Here is a 21,327-nt window from a genome sequence, read left to right as displayed (position 1 = left end):
TCTCTAAAGAAGAAAGTAATTAATATAAAAATACAGATATAAAAGAAGAAACGGCGTAAAATATTATACCAATAGGGAAAATCATCGACTGTTTATTGATCTCTCTCAAATCACCCGATTCTTTTTTCATCTCTTTGTAAAAATATGTCGTCATAAACACGCCGCCCAGCAATAACACAACACAACCGAAATACGAAACAATGTCCACTTCTACTGCTTTACCCATTTCGATCGCTACTACCGCTATAAAATATATAAAGGCTGCAAACAAATAAAAAGCTTTTTCCTTCCTCTCTAATTTTCTACTTTTCTTTTTCTCTACTTTATACCAATGTTTCAAATCTTCTTGTGACACGTACTGCGCAACAATGGCTTCTACTTGTTTCGCACATTTCTTTTGAACTTTAACCATATAAAAACCTTCGTATTCTTCAGACGACCGCTTTAAAACACCTTTGATTTCTATTTCAAACGGAATGTTACTTTTCTCTAAGTGTTCGATAATTGCCAGGACAGTATCTTCTGAATGTCCAATCAATATTTTCTTTTTAAACAAATGCTACACCTCTTACGAAAGATAAATCATGCTTAATTATACTATTTCATTTGCCTATTACCGAAATCCAAAATATAGCAATATTCGACTCTTTCGTTTAGCAACACTCTTTGAGAAAATAACCTTCACCTTACTTCCTTGAGCTCCAATTAAAGCTTGCTAGCCATCATTTGTCTATTGACAATCATTTTTCATCTTAAATAGTATATAATTAAGGTATAATCAATCGTATTTTTCGATTAATAGAGGTGAATATCTAGTGGAGTTACGTCAATTACGTTATTTTGTTGAAGTTGCTGAGCGTGAACACATTTCAGAAGCTGCCGAACATCTTCATGTTGCTCAATCTGCAATAAGCCGACAAATTGCTAATTTAGAAGATGAATTAGGCACACCACTTTTTGAACGTGTCGGACGAAATGTTAAATTGACACCGATTGGAAGAATATTTCTCGAGCACACAATTACTGCTTTAAAAGCCATCGATTTTGCCGCAAAGCAAGTTGAAGAATATTTAGATCCTGCTAAAGGTACGATAAAAATCGGTTTTCCAACGAGCTTGGCTAGCTATGTATTGCCAACTGTTATTTCAGCCTTTAAGCGCGAATATCCAGATTTGCAATTCCAGCTCCGCCAAGGCTCCTATCGTTTTTTAATTGATGCAGTCAAAAATCGTGAGTTAAATTTAGCTTTTTTAGGCCCTCTTCCACCAAAGAACGAATCGATCCATTCAACAATATTATTTACAGAAAATATTGCCGCATTACTGCCAGCAAAACATCCATTAGCCAAAAAAGAAAGTATTCAGCTTGCCGATTTACGTAACGATTTATTTGTATTATTCCCAGATGGATACATATTACATAAAGTAGCTATGGATGCCTGCCGAGCTGCAGGCTTCTCGCCAAACGTCATCTCCGAGGGTGAAGACTTAGATGCACTAAAGGGTCTTGTCGCTGCAGGCATCGGGGTCAGCTTATTACCAGAAAACTCACTGTATGATTCAACTGCTCGCTTCACAGTAAAAGTACCAATTAAAGCACCAGCGATTCCAAGAACAGTCGGTATTATTTCACCTGTAAACCGTGAAATTGCACCATCAGAAAAAATATTTTTAGACTTCGTAACAAATTTCTTTTCACGCCTTTCTCAATTCCAATAAAAAAAATCGCCGAAGCTGGCGATTTTTTTGGTTTAAGGTGTTCTATTCTTCAGAGCGGTTTTATCCACGGTTATGGCTGTTCTTTCCGTCGCTCTGATTTCTATCCGTCACTTCAGCTCTTCTTTCCGTCACTCTGATTTCTATCCGTCGCCTCGGCTCTTCTTTCCGTCGCTCTGACGATTCTTTCCGTCGCCTTGGCTCCTTCTTTCCGTCGCTCTGTTTTCCATCCGTCACTTCGGCTCTTCTTTCCGTCGCCTTGGCTCTTCTTTCCGTCGCTTTGATTTCTATCCGTCACTTCAGCTCTTCTTTCCGTGACTCTCGCCTTTCCATCAGTCACTCCGGCTCTTCCATCCGTCGCTCCGGCAATTCTTTCAATCATTCCTTTCATTGTTCGTTAATCCATTGTAACGTTTTTGAGCTTAGACCTCCGGCACGCCATAAAACAACCTCATTGTAGCTTCTTTTTTGCACGTGCGCTGTCCATTTTTTAAGTGTTTCTTGATCGGCGTACCAAACTTCATGCTTAACATTTTGTTCATCTAAAAAAGTGAAATAAGCCGCACCACTTGCTTGATCGCGTTGTTTAACTGCTTTCGTTTTGTTTAGTAAGTCCTCTGCCTCTACCTCCGTTAAAGCAACCGTCTTGCCTTGATTTATCCATTGGAATCCGCCAGTTGAGAAGGCAATCGCTAATTTTTGATTAGACTTTTTAATTTTTTTTACTAATTCATTTAAAAATGAATAGGTTGCCTTTGCACCTGGGCCACTATGATATCCATGCACATTATAAGCCATCACTGTATATTTAGGCCCACTCGGTAATTTAATATTAAATGGAAACTCCGGCTCTAGTACGACATGTAATGAAACATCCTTTTTTAATAGCTGTTCATAAAGTTCCTCTATGAATTGGACGTACTTAGAGAGATCCTCTTTAGCAACCTTTTCATAATCAATTTCGATACCATTCACATTGTATTGTTCAACAACCTGCATAATATTATCAATATGTTGCTGCCTTGATGATGTATCTTGAAACAACCGATGTAATAACGCACTATCCTTCTGAACTATTGGGGCGTTATCTGTAACGTAATCGTTAATTAACGTGAGTATTACATGATGTGATTCATTAAATTGTTGTTGTGTTTGTTTCAATGTTTCTATTGCATCTTCAGTTAATAATAATTGGTCATTCTTATTAAAATAAGCTCCAAAAACGTGAATGTCTTGTAAGCCCTGTTGTGAATTTTTCACATCCTCGATGGCAGATTTATTTTGCCATTCAGGTAACCAAATAGATAATTGAAGGTTGTCTTTGTACTTCAAACCTTCCCTTGCCTGAACAGGTGCTTCTTTGCTATTACTACAAGCTGTGATAATTAGTAGTGCTATACAGATAAACAGAAAAATTTTTTTCACTTGAATTTAGTTCCCCCCGTTTTAGAAGGTTTCAATAAAGAAATCAACAACATTATTAAATAAAGTCAATGTTTTGTGCTTTACTTTATCGAAATTCGTATATTGGTTAGTAAAAAGCGTCTGATCGTTAACATCTGTAATCAAAATATCTTCGATGAATGTATCATAAATATCATCTGCATACTGTTCATGCGATGTTTCTTTTTTGCTGAACAACGCACCAAATCCAATTTTAGTTCCTTGAATGTCAGGATTTACTTGAATTGTCTTGGATAATACATTATCTACACTTATGTCGATTTTACCATTTTCTACATTAATGTTAAATACTCTCTTTTTCGTTAAGTTTCGCGGATACTCTTCCTCGTCAATTCTAGAGCCTTTTTGCGTATCCAGATAATCGTATACAGTAGCCTTATTAAATGCATACTCTTCTTCATTCCACTTTATTTCGTTTAACGGAAAACGTTCTTTCTCAATAACGCTTGCTTGTGGTGATTTTTCAGAAACAACAATCTCATTATCGATTAATGCCACCCGAATATAGCTATTATATTTTTCATCATAGTTTAAATAAATAGATTGTTGTCCTACGACATTCCCTTTAAAGGCAAAGTTTATATTGTATTTCTCTGGCAGAGTTTCCTTTAATATTATCCGTCCTTCACTAGAAGGTTCCGATGTTATTGTAATCTCATTATTTTCAAATTCTGCTGCCCCCTTCAATACTGACCATTCTTTGGCGCGTTCAGAATCTCCGACTTCAAATGCTACATTTTGCTTACTCGCTTGGCGGATTTTCATCATCACATGATTGGTAGACCAATAGGGGGATACTTGTAATCTACTTAAATTATAGAGATCAGCATCCGCATCATTATATGCCCCTAGCTCCAAATTGAAATGCATTTTAAATATATCCTTAATTTCTTTATTATTCGCACTTTCAACTAACGAATCCATATTATTATAAAGTGAGTTGGCATGCATAATAGCATAGGCTTTCGGAACTTCTCCTAATTCCTCCTCATAAATATCATGCATTAGCTTGTAATCTTTTCGGATACGCTTTTCCATTTCTTGTCGCGTTTCACTTGGAATCATATATTGATTGCGAATGAAGTCCATTAAATAATGATTATAATACTCGATAGTCGTTTTATTCGGCACATTATTTTCATCTTTTACACCTAATGACTGTCCTTTATCGTTATACATATTAATATATGTCAGACGGTACCCATTAGAGCCCAACTCCCAATAGCCACTTTTCTTCATGAGTAATAAGTCTTTCGGCTTTAAAAATTTGTTGTCCCGTGTATCCATTTTATTGGCGTACGTAAACATGGTAGCTTTATAATTGAGATCCTCCATGATGTTTTGAGCAAATATACTAGAATCTGTACGTCCATCTTCAAATGATAAATACAACGCCTTTTCTGGCAATGGTTTGTTTTTCTGATAAAAATCTAAAATATCCTGCTGAGTAATGGTTTTATAGCCTTGACTTTCAAGCAGTGCCAGTTGTTTTCTCAAATTCTCTTTAGATACATATTTAGGAGATTCACCCCTGCTCACACCAAAATATGATATTGCAATGAAACCATCTTCATTCACTAAAGGAACTGTTTCCTCTACCCTTTTATCCGTTAAAAATACCACACGTATTAAAATAACAGCTAAAAATACAACGATCATCGTTTGAACAATTGATCGTATTATTTTCCTTCGATTCTTTTTAGCTGGATTTAATGCAACATTTTTTTCACTCATTCCTTCTCACCCATTTTGCTAATTTTTAGAATCGAAAATCGAGATTTTCGTAATTTTTGTTTTTCTAATTTCTTTTCTTTAGCGATGACATCTTGAGGTGTTTCTCTCGTTCCCCAAGTTGATTTCCAAAATGTTACCCATGCAACAGGCATTTGCCACAGCAAAATAAATTCGTAGAAAAGAACAAAGATAAAACCAAACGTCCACAATTTACTTTTTCTAAAGAAAAGATGGGCCAAGCTCATTAACATTGCCATCAATAACAAGCCCATTAAAAATGTAGTTGGAAAAATGCCATGCATAATTGGCACATAAACTAAATTGTAAACAACAACAATAGGCGCTGCTATTGGTACGATTAAACCGATGATGAAGAAAAGAAACATAAAAGGTTCCTTCTTCCACATAAATAAAAATGCTCGTAATGATTCGCGTAGCCATGATCGTTTCCATCTCATTTGTTGAGATAAAAAGACTTTGGTATCGGATGGAACAATTGTAGAACATACAGCATTGTCCTGATATCCTGTTCGATGTGTTTTCAAAATATAGTTTGTCATACTACGGTCATCCCCGAATGTCGCAGGCTGTCCAAGAAATTTTTGGTTTAACCATGCTGTCTCGTTCTTCAAAATAAGCTCTTTTCGATAACATGCTAAAGGACCAGATAAACAAGTGACTGTATCGAACCAAGATTCAGCAGCTTTCATGATCCGAAAGGCTATATAATAGCGAACTGTTTGCAATTTTGTCAGAGCATTTGTAAATTTATTTTCCACTTCTGTTCTTCCAGCCACACCACCCATTTTTGGATCTTGGAAAGGCTGTACTAAATTTCGAATGGCATGAGGTTCTAAAAAACTATCAGAATCTACGAAAACAACTAAATCATGTTTAGCAAGATGCACTCCTGCCACTAAAGCCTCACGTTTCCCCCCATTTTGAGGTAGTTTATAGAAGCTTAAACGATCCTCCGTTTTAAAACGCTCACCCTCGCTATGAATAAGGGCAATCATTTCTTTTGCTTTTTCCTCAGTTCTATCTGTCGAACAATCATCTACAACAATAACCTCTAATTTGTCTACAGGATAATACTGATTAATACAACTTAAGATTGTTCTATGAATCCATTGTTCTTCGTTAAATACTGGAATAATAATAGAAACGCCGGGTTCAAACTTAGGGTTTATCGGAACATTCCTATAGAAAATACCAAATAAATATCTACTTAAAAGAAAAGTTGCAGCAATAATACTATATAGATATAAGAATTTATTGAATCTAAAATAAATGACACTTTCAGCCCGCATTAACATAACGATTAGAGAAACTATCAATAAAAAAATACTTGCCATAAAGATTGATAGTCCCCATCGTTTTTTTACCATATAGTCATTTAAAGGCTGTAAAAATTCACATGCATAATAGCATCTAGTTTCACCATCTACTTCTTTTGTAAAGTGACGAACAACTTTCGCTTTTACCTTTACCTTAGATTCATAGCCCTCCGGCATCGCACCACCAGGTATAGTAAATTTCATCGTAATAATTTCATCTATTAAAAAATTAGTAGGACTATTGGAAAATACAAGGATACCTGTAACCGAGATATCCTCCGCATAATATTTGTCACTACCCTTTTGCTTTGCTCTTTTAATTTGTACTTCAAAATTCGTTTCATAGCGTAAACTTAACAGTTGTAAGCGATATATTTCATTGACATCTGTAGGATCGATTTCTTCCTTTTGATACGAAGCACCTCGACGATTAACGAGACTTCGGACATGTTCTGGGTCAGGAATATTCGATAAAATGCGTCGATCAGAGCGTGGTATCGTTAATATCTCTTTTTTCTTATTCATGATTATCAATTCACTTTCTTATTTGAATCTTCTTCAATCCAAGTCGACATTTTCACAAAACTATACCCATCTTTTTGCAGTTTTTCAATGATTAATGGCAATGCCTCAACTGTTTTTGTACCGTCTAAAATGTGCATAACAATCACCTTTCCTGGAGCAATTCTAGTCATCACACGATTATAAATATCTCGAACGGTATATTTTAAATTCCAATCGAATGATGCTATATCGTACATAGCAATAGATTTGATACCTGTAGCGGCAATAATTTTCGCTGACTCCTCATTAATAGCACCTTTATTAGGCCTGAAATACAGCAAAGGTTCTTCCTGTAAGGCATATGTTAACGCCCTATGTGCCATCACGACATCCTTTTGTAACTCTTCTGGTGTCATTGTCGTAACATCAAGGTGATTGTAAGAATGGCTTGCGACCTCATGTCCTCTCTCAACAATTAATCGTGCTAATTGCGGGTCCTTTTCTACACCTTTGCCAATTAAAAAGAATGTAGATTGAACATGATACTTATCAAGAACATCTAAAATTTCTTTAATTCTCTCCTCACTTGCCCAATCATCGAAGGTTAAAGCAACTTCCTTTTTTGAAGTATTTTTACGGTAGAACATATTGGGTTTAACATTTTTGTAATCTGGGTTCATTTTAATAGCATCATAGCCTGCAATTTCCTCTAACGATTTTGCTAAATATTGTTCATCTATTACATCCGTTAATGTAGAGAAAACGTATCCTCTTTCTTCCCCTACTTTAGACAGTAGTGGTATAACATCAATAATCGCAGGATTAATGTATGTGTTTAAATGAATAACAGATCCGCTGTTGATAAAGCGATGAATATAATCCACTATTTCCTCAGCACTTTGCATATTGCGATCTTTCGGATTAATGGAAGACTCTACAACTCCCTTCATATTGAGGGTTTTAGCCGCTAAACGCATATTGTCAGTTGAGTCACCGGAACGACTACGAACGTATTTCGGTGTATAACCTAATTGCTCTTCAAAAACTTCATTCGCCAAATAAATTTCTTTATACGTTTCTTCATAATTTAAATCAGTCATTTCAGTAAATGTTAATGTTCCGTTTTCTACCTCGTGACCTTTAGCTAAAATGTCCTTCACTAACTCCGGATCTTGCGCTACTCGTGTACCTTCTACAAAGAATGTTGCCTTCATATTAAATTGATCCAATACCTTTAATAGACGCTGCATTGTTTCATTGTCTGCAAGCCCATTAAAGGTTAATGCTACCTTTGGACTAATAATGCCTATGTGACTATAAGTTTCACTCATCGTCCCATCATGTTCCTTTACCTCAATTGTTGAATCAACTGGTTTAATCTGATTTTGAGTAGACGCTTGACACCCAGCTAAAAATAAAATGATGAATAGACTACATAATTTTAGTCGTATCATTTCTAAAGAATCCCCTTATAATTTGTAATAATTTTCATTCTTAAATAGATATTGGGTGTTTCTCGTATCAAAAATTAAAGCAGCATGTTGATCAATTAAGGAATAATCAATAGTTGTATGATTCGTTAAAATGACGACAGCATCAGCCTTTTGAATTAATTCTCGTGTTAGTGAAACAGTGTTAAAAATGTCATTATCAACTGAAACTGTTCCGATAAATGGATCAATAACCTTTAGATCACACTGCTTTTCCTTTAATTCCCTAATAACATGTAGTGCTGGTGATTCTCGGAAATCATTAATATTAGGCTTATAAGTAATTCCAATAACTACAATCTCTGCCTCACTTATTTCTTTTTCCTGTGCATTTAAATAATTTTCTAGTCTTTCAACTACAAAGTTCGGCATGGAATCATTAATTTTATCTGCTGCCTCAATTAATGTTGCAGAAATACCATGCTGCTGGCCTGCCCATAATAAATATTTAGGGTCTACTGGTATACAATGACCGCCAACTCCAGGGCCAGGTGTAAATGGCATAAAACCATAAGGCTTTGTTGAGGCGGCTTCAATCACTTCCCACACATCAATATCCATCTTATGGCAAATCTGACTTAACTCATTAACTAGGGCAATATTAATTTGTCGAAATGTATTTTCTAGTAACTTTTCCATTTCAGCAACGTTTGGACTTGTTACAGCAAACACATTTGTATTGATTACTTTTTCATAAAAAAGCTTGGAAACTTCTAAACAAGCTGCTGTTATGCCGCCAACTACTTTAGGCGTATTGGAAACTGAAAAATTTAAATTCCCTGGGTCCACACGTTCAGGAGAATAAGCTAAAAAAATATTTTTCCCAATAAAGAAGTTACCTTTTTCAAGGATTGGTTGAACTACTTTTTCGGTTGTTCCGGGGTAAGTTGTACTTTCAAGAATTATTAAAGTATTAGGGGACATGTTTTGTTGGATTGCATTAGCTGCATCAACAATAAACGAGATATTAGGTGCTCCATCTGCGGTCGTAGGTGTCGGTACACATATAATAATGACATCTACATGTGCAAGTTTAGCAAAATCATTTGTCGGCTCAAGGTTCTCTTCATAAATTGCTTTTTCGATGATTGCATTAGACATATCAGCAATATAGCTAACACCACTTTTTAATTTAGAAATTTTTTCATTGTCTTTATCGAAACCAATTACTTCAAAACCTTTATTGACGATTTCTAAGGCTAATGGAAGCCCCACATAGCCAAGTCCAATAACCCCAATTACAGCGCTTCTTGTTTTGATTTTTTGTGATAAAGCTAATATCGGTGACTCAATTTTTATTCCCATAAGCAATTACTCCTGTCTAAGTTATTTTAAATTCAAAGACTACTTCTCAATTGCTAATTCTTTTACGCTTCATTCTTTTGTATTATGAATTCCCCTCATTCCCACACCCATTCTCAGTAATATAATCCACAAATTTGAAATTTATATCTCTTCACACATATAGTACTAAATAAAACTAAACATTTTCTAAACAAATTCCATACAAAATGAAAAAACAACTATCTTATCGCATTTTTTTCTAACAAAATTTTAAATTCAATTCTTTAGCACTACGTTTTTTTCAACAACTCCCTACATAATCGTGAAATTTTATTGAATTTTAGTAAGCACAAACTGTAATAATTTGTAACAAAAAAATCCACTATTCTTTTAAGGCTATTTAATTATTAGTAAATCCATGCACTCTGTCATTAATCTTTAAGAAAACTCCAACAACTGTATAACAGCATCATCTAAGCAAAAAAATCGCCGTAGCAGGCGATTTTTTTGCTTAGATGATGCTGTCCATGACTCATCCTGTATTAATTTGTTTTTTTGTTGAAACGATCAACAATCATAGATAATGCGCCATCTCCAGTTACATTTGTAGCTGTACCAAAGCTATCTTGCGCTAAGTACAATGCTATCATAAGTGCAACCATTGTTTCATCGAAGCCGAGCATTGATTGCAGTAAACCAATTGCTGCCATGACTCCTCCTCCCGGAACACCTGGTGCAGCAACCATCGTAATACCTAGCATAAAGATAAAGCCGATATATTGTACAAAACCTATATCTATACCATTCATCATCATAACACCTAAAGAACAAGTGACGATTGTAATCGTACTACCTGATAAATGAATGGTTGCAAACAGTGGGATTGTAAAATTCGTTACTTTTTCTGAAGCCCCTGTTTTTTGCGATTGTCGTAATGTAACTGGAATAGCTGCAGCTGAAGATTGTGTACCCAATGCTGTAAAATACGCAGGCAGCATTGTTCGAAGTAACATAAATGGATTTTTCTTATTTAAAGTTCCCGCAGCAGTGTATTGCACTAGCAATATTACCCAATGCATCACAATTATAAGTACGAAGACAATTGCGAAGACAGATAAAATTTTTGCGACTTGCCCACCAAATGTCATGTTCAAGAAGATACCAAAAATATGAAACGGTAAAAGTGGAATAATAACAAATGAAATTAATTTTTCAATAATCTTATTAAACTCTTCAAAACCCCGTTTCATCACATCACTTTGAATGGCTGTCATTCCAATTCCTACGATAAATGCAAAAATTAATGCTGACATAACACCCATTAATGGCGGCATTTCAACTTTAAAGAATGCCTGTGCTAAAAATTCCTCTGGGTTTTTCATGCTTTCCATAGCACCACTTGATATGAAATTGGGCAACACATTTCGCGCTACCAAAAAGGCAAATATACCTGCAATGATTGTTGAGAAATAAGCAAAGAATGTTGCCAAACCTAATAATTTCCCGGAGCCTTTCCCAAGCTGAGCAATGCCCGGAGCAATAAATGCAATAATAATAAGTGGTACAACAAAATTTAAAAAATTACCGAATAAGCCATTGAATGTTGCAAATATACGTACAATTGGCTCTGGCATAAAGCTTCCGAGTATTACCGCTAACAAAATAGCGACAATAATTTTTGCCAATAGACCAAATTTAAGCTTCATTATATTGTCCTCCTTAAAAATACAACTGTATTTCTAGAATGTATTAGTAGTAATTTAACATAAACAATCGTGAGAATATACAGTTTAATAAATAGTCGGAATTATAAAATATTTTTATATTTTCGAACAAAATAGTTCATCACCATAACGTGGGGTTGATTTCCGTTTTGACTGGGCGCTTTGTAGCTGCCGCTTCGCTTTCGCACAGAAAACATTTGTTGCTGTCGCTCCGCTTTCGCTACAGAGCATAGCTTCCTAGGGGCGTCCGATAGCTGCTTCACTCGCGATGCTCACTCTAGGGTCTCGGGCCAACACGATGTTGGTCACGAAGGCGTTATCACAGGACGTGATGCTTTTAGCCTTCGTTCAATTTATGGCTAATCCCCAAGGAGTCGCTTAGTCCCCACTCTAATCAACGAACATCCCAACTTTTAGTAATAAGCAAAAAAACTTAGAATAGGCAAAAACTTACCTATCCTAAGCTCTCATTTAATATGCTTTAAATAATTTTTGTAAAATATAATATGATTGTTTTAGACGCTCTTCAAACTTAGGTGTTTGCCATGGTTCCCAAGTATAAGGTGAAAGTTTCGGTAAGACTTGACCATTTGTCTCTGGTAAAGATTTTACAACCTTACCGTCTTTATCTACAAAAACGGCACCAATATAAATATTATCGACTTTAGTCGAAGCTTCCTTCCCATCCTTATATAGATCTCCGATAAACTCACGCTGGCTCGGATCTTTTGCTTGGATTAGTAGCCAAGGAATTCGTAGCTCAATCACATGATCATCCGTCCACGTATAGTCCACTAACGAATTGTAATCTTTCGCTTTTGGATTGGCGTTCCCTTGAAGCAGCTTCCCGGTTTCATAAAAACTAAAATCGGTCGTAATTTTTTGTTCTGGTAAGTATAGCTGTTTATTTAATACATAATAAATCGGTGCAAACTTACCACTATTTTTTGTGATAGTTGCCATACGAGGCGGAATCATTTTTAAATTATGACCGTAAAAATAATCATAGAAATCATAGTATTGATCTATGACCACTCGTGAGTCTCCGCTTTTATTTAATTCCACTATAAAATCAACGCCATTTGAGAACGTCATATCTTTTATAGATGTCGCCGATGTATTTCCTTGATTTGGTACTACATCAAGTAAAATACGTGGTGAGGCTTTGTCTAGTACATCACTTTTTATTTTGAAATACAAATATCTTTCATCATAATCGACAGCAAAATCTGTGGCATCTGAAGGTGAGGTATTGTACAGTTGTGTACCTTTCCACTCTTTTGTATCTCCGTCTACTTTCACTTTAAATCTATCAAAGCTTAGTACGCCAAATTGCTGTTCATTTGTTTGTGCATTGGACCAAAACGGTCGACGATTCGGGTCATCATAATCCATCGTATTCCACGTTCGTTTAAACCACTCGTCCTGCCATGTAAAGATAAGACCTCCTAGCAAGCCTTCATGCATAATATCTTCATATAAATGTTGAAGTGTTTCACCCTGCTGCTGTTCGGACATATGCCCCTGATTCCAGCCATAAACATTTTCATGTGTCATCCCGCGAGCTGCTGGGATTCCAAATTCCGCAATAAGGACAGGCATACGATGAGCTTGATGTAAGTCTTTTAAATATCCTGCATAACTATTTTTATTGCCCCGGAAATCTTTATAATTTAAATATTTTTGGTCGAAGTTAAAGAAGTCAGGGTAATATGGATACACATGATAAGAAGCAAATTGTCCTGGCGCCTGCATTTCACCCTTCGTATAAATGACATTTGGATTGACTCCAACCAAATCTTCATCCTCAGAAGGTTCAGAAGGATGGTCTAGCAAGTCGGTTGTTACCCAGTTTGTGAAGCTCATTGGGCGAATCCAATTGTATTTATCCTTTTCATAAGTAGTAATAAGATCCATTTGCTCCGCTAACCAATGCTCAAATGGTGCAGCATTTTTCGTTTCAAAATACGTCCCATTGTATTCGCCTATATTAGCGTGTTTTTCGTTCGTACCGACTACCATGTGCGGATACCATTCGATTCCTAGCACCCAGCCAATAACATATTTTGAAACGTCAACATCGTATAAGCCTGAAGCATGTCCTGCTACTGGCTTCACATAAGTATTACCGTGGATAACATCTACCATGCGCTTCATTTCTACTTGGAAATCCTTTAAGGTAGTTTCATCATAGGCATCTAGTGAATCTGACAAGCCTTCCTCATTAATCCACACACCATGCAATACATACAATGGTTTATCTGGGTTTTCCTCATTGTATTTAGCAAGTGCCCGATAAAAACCTGGTGGGTGTAATGTATAGACGCGAATCGTATTGGCATTCATCTCAGCAATTTGACGGAACCAGCGATAGTACTCTTCTTCCGTAATTGCGGCCTCGCCAGGGAATGCTCCCGGTTTCCCCATACCGATATTAACGCCCTTAAAGACTAGCGGCTCCCATTTCCCATCGTGTAAGACTTCAAATGATTCACCTTTAATACGTGCATTATAATTTTGTTTTTCATGATTAACGTTTTCTTTAACCTCTTTTTGCTCAAACGTTTCAAAAATTTTATGCATGACTGGTATATAAATCGACCAGTAAAATGAACTATCTGCATACTTCTCAGCATATTTATAAATAGTCGGTAAACCCTTTATTTTATAAAGGTTCGGTACCCGTGACATATCGTTGAAATCTCCAGCAAAGTAATAGCTTGTCGTGTAACGTTTATCCTGTGAAACGATAGCCGCAAATTGCTGCGGAATTTCATTGTCCTTTAATAGTTTTTCTCCATCTTTTGTTAAGTCCCATTTATAATTAGCAAGAGCATCCTCCGCATATTTAGGCGTGATAATATCAAACCAATAGCCATATTCTGCACTAGCGGAAGTATTAAAGAATTTTTGCCCTTCTTCCGTAAATTGCACCTGAATACCTTCTGTTTTTACATGCTTGTCCAGTTCCAGCACAATGAGCTTTTCTGTAATTTCATTAAATAGAAGAAAGCCACCGCCCTTATATGGCCAATTATCACCATGTTCATCTATGACCCATTGTGGGATTTCTGAATTTTTATGATAATCAAGCTCATCAAAATAACGCCCAATCCACCCAGACCATGATATGCCTAAATAGTCCTGTAGCTCTTTTCTAACTGCCTCTGATGTTGGTGACGCAAATGTATTGTATTCAGCTATAAGCATACTTTTCTTGTTGCTTGCTAAACGACCTACTATTGATTGCCATTCTTCCATTTCTAAGCCACCAACAATTTTTTCTGAGCGTTTACCTAAACGCTTTTTTTCATTTAAATCATCCTTATAAACACCATACGTATCTGCCAAATAAATAACATCATAATTACTATAGTCGGTCGGAAACTTTTTTTCAGATACTCTTTTCGTTTTATCATTCGGAATCGTACCATAGTAATTTTTTTGTGCATCATATGGTTGATGATCAATTGTGTATTTATAATGGTTTAAAAACCAGTTCACACCTAAATGCTCTCGATAGGTTTCGTTCGGAACCGTTTTATCTAGGATCGCAACGTTCAGCGGTTTTTCATCGCTCAAATACCACCATGCTATAGGTGTAACAATGAGAATTAGAGTAGCTATGACCCCTATATATATTCGCTTCATACACTTTTCTCCTTTTCAGCAATGCCGACACGCTTCATATTGCCCCAATCGCTTTTTCTTAGCATAAACCGAACTAATCCTTCACAGCGCCACAAAAGAGTGAGTGGTCGATACCAAAAAATTTCAGTAAATGCTAAAAGTATCATTCGTAATAGCTCTCTTTTTCTAGGATAAGTATTCATGGCCCATGCCTCGAATAATATAGATGCTATTGAAAAAATAACTCCATAAATAACAAAGAGTAGCAACAATATTACCGCTGCTTCATAATAGATTTTCCCTAAGAAAAATGCTATTACGATATAAATATAACCACCTAGCTCAACAATTGGACCTAGGCATTCTACAAGCCAAAAATAAGGCAATGCAATAAACCCTAACAAGCCATATTTTGGGTTGAATGTCATCGTTTTATGTTTCCAAAGACTTTCGAATAATCCTTGATGCCAACGTCTACGTTGATTTCGCAAAACCCCTAATGTCTGAGGTGCTTCCGTCCAGCACACAGGATCTGGTACAAATTCAATACGTTTCTTTTCTTTTTTCTTTCTAATCAAACGGTGAATATTCACGACAAGCTCCATGTCTTCTCCAATACTATTCGTTGAATAACCGCCCGCTTCCACAGCCCATTCCTTCGAAAAGACACTAAATGCTCCGGAAATAATAAGCACAAGATTGAATTTACTTAAAGCGATTCGCCCCATTAAAAAAGCTCGCAAATATTCTATTATTTGCATGATGACTAAGTAGTTATTCGGTAAGTGGGTTTCAGTAACAGAACCAAGGTGCATTTTCGCTCCATTGGCAATTCGAATATTTCCTCCTGCCGCAATCACTTCACCATCAGATAAAATAATCGGCTTCATTACACGAAGTAAGGATTTTTCATCTAAAATTGAATCCCCATCAATAGAGCAAAAATAAGGATATTGCGAAACATTGATACCTACATTTAATGCATCTGCCTTACCGCCATTTTCTTTATCTACTAAAATACAATTCTTATAGATTTCTGATTCATAGATTTGTTTAACTTCTTTTGTAGGGATATTTGTACGAATAATTTTATCAACGGGTTTCATTCGGAAATGCTCGATGACAGTTTGCAGTGTTGTGTCGGTAGAACCATCGTTAATAATGATAATTTCTGTTTGCGGATATCGTAAATTCAACAATGAATAGACTGTATCTACAACTCCAACCTCTTCGTTGTAAGCAGGGACTAGTAAGGATACTGGTTTTGAGTAGAAGGCATCGATATGCGCATCATCATATTCTGAGGGATCTAATTTATAGCGTTTGCGTAAATCTAGCATGGCAATTACAAACATTGCGCAATAGGAAACAATAACGAATAACATATAAAACATAATAATGCCGCCAAAGAACCACATACAATAATCTAACATTAATTTCATTTGATCCCCTGCCTTCTGACTACTGTTTCCTGTGCCATTTCAATTGCATATTGGTCGTTTGAAGACTCCATAAAATGCTGTAATTTTGCAATTCCTTCTCTATTTTCCGCAATTGTTTTTGCTGCCTGTGATCGTACCCACCAATTTTCATCTTCAAGAAGCTGTTCTAAATAAGCATAGGTATATTCTAGCGGCACATGCTTAAAGATTTTTGCAATCATTAATCTTACTTCCCACATATCTGATGCCACAAATGGCACGTAAGGATCGATTTCATCAATGACACCAATTTCGTAAAGACCTTTTAATGCTCTTATTTTTATTTCTGGTTCCTCGTATGTTAATAGCTGTTTTAATTTCTCAATATATTGCATATGTCTTTTGACTGCTGCAGTATCAATTGCAGCGAATTGAATATTTTTCGTCCAGCTATTAAAGTCTTCAAATAATCGAATAAATACGGAATCGTCTAACAATACAAATAATCTTCTATATTCGCTTTCAGAATAATGAATGCTCGATTCTTTAATTTTTTCGATAAACAATTCTTGTCGGAAAATAGAGTATATTTTTAACAACTGAAAATATTCTTCCTCCGAAATTTTGGTTTTCTCGAATTGTTGACAAGTATCTAATAATTCATCTATCTGTAAATCAGCAATACGATATAAAGCATTCATCCTAATGCTCCAACGTTTACTTGCTAAATCCTTTTCATAAAACTTTTTTAAAAAGTGATTAGAAAACTCTTTGATTTTATGTTCAACTTTTTCATTCGTTATATTTTTCAAATACGATGAAAAGATTATTTCGATAGCTGCTACTTGAGCTCTTCCACGGGGTACAAGCACCATAGAGAAATTTCCATCATTGAACAAATAGTTGTACCAGTGCTGTGAATAGTTTTGTAAATAAGAATCACGTGTTTTTGCAAAGCGAATCTCCCGCTCATGTTGCAAAAGTAGATATATGGTAAATAAAAATAAAATAACTAATAAAACAACGATGACCGTTAAAAGAAAAGAAATCGATAGCTCGATCATAGCCAAAACCTCGCAAATGTTCTCCTGATTTTTGCTTCTAACAAACGTAAATTAAATGGTTTTACGATAAATTCATCGACTCCACCTTCATAAGCATTAAGTGTCGCCCCTTCTGAGTTTCGTTCCGACATCATATAAATGATGAACTTTTTCTCATTCGGCATTTCTCGTAAAATGTGCAAAATTTCTAAGCCATTTTTACGTGGTAAAATATCGTTCATGATAACTAAATGCATATGGCCTGTTTTATAAGTTTCGGACTGTAAAAAACTATAGCCATCTTCATAAGTAGCAACGTCTAGCGTAAAATGAGGGATGTCTAAGTGAGTGAACGTTGTTTCTAGCACTTTTCTAAAGATTGCATTTTGTTCAATAATACTAACTTTTACTTGTTCCATCGGTTGTACACGATAATCTGTAACCTGTTCTATCGACCAAATCGGCTGTTCGTCATTTGCTAGTTTTTGCTTATTCTTGTCTAACAACGTTTCAAAGTTAACGCTATTATTTCTTATTTCAGTAATCGAGGCTTTTAAAGCTATTTGCTGATATTCCCTTTCTTGCTTAAGAATTGCAAAAATCCGCTTTAAAAACGCCTTTACCTCGACTTCACTACTTTGCAGAAAAAATATTCCCCAATGTACGCCATCCGCTAATTGGAAAAGTAAATCTGTTTTTCGTATTTTGGATGTTAGAAAAGCTGAAATTTGATGATTCACTTGATTACGTTCTATATCAGTTCCTTGTGGGGAACTAGCTAATTTAAAAAAGACTACCGTCATTGTTAAACGCGAGCGAATAACACTCTCACGCAAAATTTCAAAATAACCCTTCACCTCATGCTCCTGCATGATGTCTTCTGCAATGATTAATTTATTCATTTATGTCCACTCCAGTGATGTAAGAAATATTTATTCTCCTCCATTATTTTTCTATCATTCTTTTGATCTATAAACACATCAACTATAGTAATAAATATTACTCAACAATATCTATACAAAATTATTGGTAAATCAGTCACTTTTAAAATATATTATATTTTTGTTATAAAATACAAAAGAAGACTTCTTTTGATAAAAAGTTATATTTTTCTGACAAAAGACACGTTTCCTAAAACAACAAAAAAAGGTCCCTTTAAGACCGCAATGATATAGTATTTTTTTGACAAACATTACGAAAAGCAACAGTATTCCATAGAGGTTAATACAGCAAATGGCTATGGAAACGAACCCAGAGCTATACGGATTTATTCTTTTCGACAAGCAAAAAGGATATGTAAGCTTTTCATACTTACATACCCTTTTCGGTAAATTCTATTTATTTAACTGGTACAACTGAGCCTTTCCATTCTTCAATAATGAAGTCTTGGATTTCTTTAGATTTTAATACTTCTATTAATTTTTTAATTTCAGGTTTTGTTTCATCACCTGCACGCACAGCGACTATATTTACATATGGAGATTCTTTATCTTCAAGAGAAATTGCATCTTTCAATGGATTTAAGCCATTATCGATTGCAAAGTTCGAGTTGATTAGAACCGCATCACCTTCATTATTTTCGTACATTTGTACAAGCATTTCAGGCGCTGTATTTGCATCGAATTTAAAGTTTTTAGGGTTTTCTGCAATATCTTTTATTTCTGCTGCTGTTTTATCAACACCATCTTTTAATTTAATTAAGCCCTTAGCTTCTAACAATGACAGCATACGACCGTGGTCTGATACTGAGCTAGAAAGTAAAATTGTTGCCCCCTTTGGAAGATCCTCAAGAGATTTATATTTTTTAGAGTAAATTCCGATTGGTTCAATATGAATAGCACCAGCATTTACAAAGTCATAGCCATTTTCTTTCATGCTAAGTTCTAAGTAAGGTAAATGTTGGAAGTAGTTCGCATCAAGTTCGCCAGATTCTAAATGTTGGTTTGGTAATACATAGTCTTGGTATTTTTCAATTTTAAGATCGATACCTTCTTTAGCTAAAATTGGTTTTGCTTTTTCCAAAATAATAGCATGTGGTGTATTCGAAGCACCTACTGTTAATGTTACACTTTCTTTACTGTCACTATTACTAGATGATGAGCTTGAGCCTGTTTCTTCTTTTTTACCAGCCCCACAAGCGGCTAGAGCTAGTACTAATACAGATATAAATAAACCTGTTAATAACTTCTTCATTTTATTACTCTCCCTTTTTACTTATATTAAATATGTTAGCGGTATAAAACCGAGATAACCAAATGTTAGTAGTGTGATGCTCTTTTTAGCGTTTATCTGTTTTCGCTGTAATGAAGTCGCCAATCCATTGAATAACAAATACTACTATTAAGATTAATATAGTCGCCATTAAAGTTACATCGGAGCGATTACGTTGGAAGCCATCTAAGAATGCTAAGTTTCCTAGACCACCTGCACCGATAATACCGGCCATCGCAGTATAACCAACAAGCGCTACAGCCGTTACAGTAAGACCAGACATAAGCGCTGGTAACGATTCGGGAATTAATACTTTCCAAATAATCGTTGACGTTTTGGCACCCATTGAACGAGCCGCTTCAATAACACCTTTATCAATTTCGCGTAAAGCAATTAATACCATACGAGCATAAAATGGTGCAGCCCCAATAATTAATGCTGGTAAAGCCGCATCTGCGCCACGAATTGTGCCGAGTAAAAATTTCGTAAATGGAATTAATAAGATAATCAAGACGATAAATGGGATCGAACGGAAAATATTAACGATTGATCCTGTTAAAAAATTCACAATTTTATTGGCCCATAGTTGGTTGGGACTTGATAAAAATAATAAGATTCCAATTACTAATCCAAGTATAAATGTGATAACCGTAGAAATTGTTGTCATGTACAATGTTTCATACGTAGCATCCCACATTTTTTCCCAGTCGACATTCGGAAAAAGACTAGTTAGCATTTGCAATCACCTCCGTTTGTACTTCGACTGTATTTAAGTAGCTAAGTGCAGCAGCAACATTGGCACCTAAGCCATCAATTTGCACAATAAGTGTACCGTACGCTCCATTTTTCGTTTGCGAAATATTACCATGTACAATACTTACTTCTACATCAAACTGTTTCACAAGATGTGAAATGACAGGCTGCTCTGTTTTTTCTCCTACAAAGATAAGCTTAACAAGTTGTCCATTTGGATAATTTGCTTTAATTTGTGCCACAGTTTCCTGTGTTTCCTTCGTATCTGTAATTTGAGAAACGAATTTTTTCGTAATGGCAGCTTGTGGAGCTTGGAATACTTGTAATACTTCACCACGTTCTACAATTTCTCCAGCTTCCATAACCGCTACACGATGACAAATCTTACGAATAACGTGCATCTCATGTGTGATTAATACAATCGTTAGACCTAATCGTTCGTTAATATCGACAAGTAGATCAAGAATAGCATCTGTCGTCTCTGGATCGAGCGCGGATGTTGCCTCATCACATAACAATACCTCTGGATTATTAGCAAGTGCACGAGCGATACCTACCCGTTGTTTTTGTCCCCCCGATAGTTGTGATGGATATGCTTTTTCGCGCCCATCCAAGCCAACTAGTGTAATTAATTCTTTCACACGTGCTTCACGTTTTGCCTTTGGCACACCTGCGATTTCGAGTGGGAAAGCGATGTTTTCTGCAACAGTTCTAGACCAAAGTAAATTGAAATGCTGGAAAATCATACTTACCTTTTGTCTAGCATCCCTAAGCTTTTGCCCCTTTATGGATGAAAACTCTTGATTGTTAACCGTCACCGTACCAGATGTAGGCTTTTCTAACCCATTTAACAAGCGAATCATTGTACTTTTACCAGCGCCACTATAGCCGATAATGCCGAAAATTTCACCTTTTTTAATAGAAAGGTTGACGTCTTTAACTGCTGTTAATTCGCCATTCGAAGTTTTGTATTTCTTCGTAATATTTTGAAGATTAATCATAGCGAATTCTCCTTTT

16 protein-coding genes are annotated in these 21,327 nt (G+C 35.7%); 1 reads left to right on the top strand and 15 read right to left on the bottom strand.

What is annotated here, in order from left to right:
• Window positions 1-19: 19 nt before the first annotated feature.
• On the bottom strand, window positions 20-556 hold the full coding sequence (locus tag ACIQ7N_RS09505; RefSeq protein WP_402931599.1) for a hypothetical protein: 537 nt from the start codon (window positions 554-556) through the stop codon (window positions 20-22).
• Between the two features lie 259 nt (window positions 557-815).
• Between ACIQ7N_RS09505 and gltC the strand changes: the two genes are divergently transcribed.
• Entirely contained in the window at window positions 816-1,718 is a 903-nt protein-coding gene (gene gltC / locus ACIQ7N_RS09500) for a glutamate biosynthesis transcriptional regulator GltC (protein ID WP_402931597.1), read from the top strand.
• 60 nt (window positions 1,719-1,778) lie between these two features.
• On the opposite strand, the gene ACIQ7N_RS09495 is transcribed toward gltC, so the two are convergent.
• The 14 genes from ACIQ7N_RS09495 to ACIQ7N_RS09430 all read right to left on the bottom strand — a co-directional run bounded on the left by ACIQ7N_RS09495 (window position 1,779) and on the right by ACIQ7N_RS09430 (window position 21,311).
• Window positions 1,779-1,952, bottom strand: a complete 174-nt coding sequence (locus tag ACIQ7N_RS09495; protein WP_402931595.1) for a hypothetical protein — start codon at window positions 1,950-1,952, stop codon at window positions 1,779-1,781.
• 150 nt (window positions 1,953-2,102) lie between these two features.
• On the bottom strand, window positions 2,103-3,140 hold the full coding sequence (locus tag ACIQ7N_RS09490; protein ID WP_402931594.1) for a glycosyl hydrolase family 18 protein: 1,038 nt from the start codon (window positions 3,138-3,140) through the stop codon (window positions 2,103-2,105).
• 21 nt (window positions 3,141-3,161) lie between these two features.
• Window positions 3,162-4,913: a polysaccharide deacetylase family protein gene (locus ACIQ7N_RS09485; protein ID WP_402931592.1), complete on the bottom strand. Its 1,752-nt coding sequence runs from the start codon at window positions 4,911-4,913 to the stop codon at window positions 3,162-3,164.
• A complete protein-coding gene (locus tag ACIQ7N_RS09480) occupies window positions 4,910-6,775 on the bottom strand; it encodes a glycosyltransferase family 2 protein (protein ID WP_402931590.1) in 1,866 nt (621 codons plus the stop codon). The genes ACIQ7N_RS09485 and ACIQ7N_RS09480 overlap by 4 nt, the downstream gene beginning before the upstream one ends.
• Before the next feature lie 5 nt (window positions 6,776-6,780).
• Window positions 6,781-8,208, bottom strand: coding sequence for a polysaccharide deacetylase family protein (locus ACIQ7N_RS09475; protein WP_402931588.1), 1,428 nt, complete (start codon window positions 8,206-8,208; stop codon window positions 6,781-6,783).
• A gap of 15 nt (window positions 8,209-8,223) precedes the next feature.
• On the bottom strand, window positions 8,224-9,549 hold the full coding sequence (locus tag ACIQ7N_RS09470; protein WP_402931586.1) for a nucleotide sugar dehydrogenase: 1,326 nt from the start codon (window positions 9,547-9,549) through the stop codon (window positions 8,224-8,226).
• A gap of 521 nt (window positions 9,550-10,070) precedes the next feature.
• Window positions 10,071-11,234 carry a dicarboxylate/amino acid:cation symporter gene (locus ACIQ7N_RS09465; RefSeq protein ID WP_402931584.1) on the bottom strand — a complete coding sequence of 388 codons (1,164 nt, stop codon included), beginning with the start codon at window positions 11,232-11,234 and terminating at the stop codon, window positions 10,071-10,073.
• A gap of 489 nt (window positions 11,235-11,723) precedes the next feature.
• On the bottom strand, window positions 11,724-14,903 hold the full coding sequence (locus ACIQ7N_RS09460; protein WP_402931582.1) for a hypothetical protein: 3,180 nt from the start codon (window positions 14,901-14,903) through the stop codon (window positions 11,724-11,726).
• Window positions 14,900-16,324: a glycosyltransferase family 2 protein gene (locus ACIQ7N_RS09455; RefSeq protein ID WP_402931580.1), complete on the bottom strand. Its 1,425-nt coding sequence runs from the start codon at window positions 16,322-16,324 to the stop codon at window positions 14,900-14,902. Before ACIQ7N_RS09455 ends, ACIQ7N_RS09460 begins: the two co-directional genes overlap by 4 nt.
• Window positions 16,321-17,367: a HEAT repeat domain-containing protein gene (locus ACIQ7N_RS09450; RefSeq protein WP_402931578.1), complete on the bottom strand. Its 1,047-nt coding sequence runs from the start codon at window positions 17,365-17,367 to the stop codon at window positions 16,321-16,323. The genes ACIQ7N_RS09455 and ACIQ7N_RS09450 overlap by 4 nt, the downstream gene beginning before the upstream one ends.
• Window positions 17,364-18,248, bottom strand: coding sequence for a response regulator (locus ACIQ7N_RS09445; protein WP_402931576.1), 885 nt, complete (start codon window positions 18,246-18,248; stop codon window positions 17,364-17,366). Before ACIQ7N_RS09445 ends, ACIQ7N_RS09450 begins: the two co-directional genes overlap by 4 nt.
• Before the next feature lie 436 nt (window positions 18,249-18,684).
• On the bottom strand, window positions 18,685-19,539 hold the full coding sequence (locus tag ACIQ7N_RS09440; protein ID WP_402931574.1) for a MetQ/NlpA family ABC transporter substrate-binding protein: 855 nt from the start codon (window positions 19,537-19,539) through the stop codon (window positions 18,685-18,687).
• An 85-nt stretch (window positions 19,540-19,624) separates the two neighbouring features.
• On the bottom strand, window positions 19,625-20,293 hold the full coding sequence (locus tag ACIQ7N_RS09435; protein ID WP_132361827.1) for a methionine ABC transporter permease: 669 nt from the start codon (window positions 20,291-20,293) through the stop codon (window positions 19,625-19,627).
• Window positions 20,283-21,311 (bottom strand): methionine ABC transporter ATP-binding protein, encoded by a 1,029-nt coding sequence (locus tag ACIQ7N_RS09430; RefSeq protein WP_132361829.1) that lies wholly within the window; start codon window positions 21,309-21,311, stop codon window positions 20,283-20,285. Before ACIQ7N_RS09430 ends, ACIQ7N_RS09435 begins: the two co-directional genes overlap by 11 nt.
• Window positions 21,312-21,327: the final 16 nt, after the last annotated feature.

This window comes from Lysinibacillus sp. NPDC095746, from assembly GCF_044763535.1.
GTDB lineage: Bacteria > Bacillota > Bacilli > Bacillales_A > Planococcaceae > Lysinibacillus.
The sequence above is the reverse complement of the archived record's forward strand: the minus strand, read 5'-3'. Positions and strand labels throughout refer to the sequence as shown.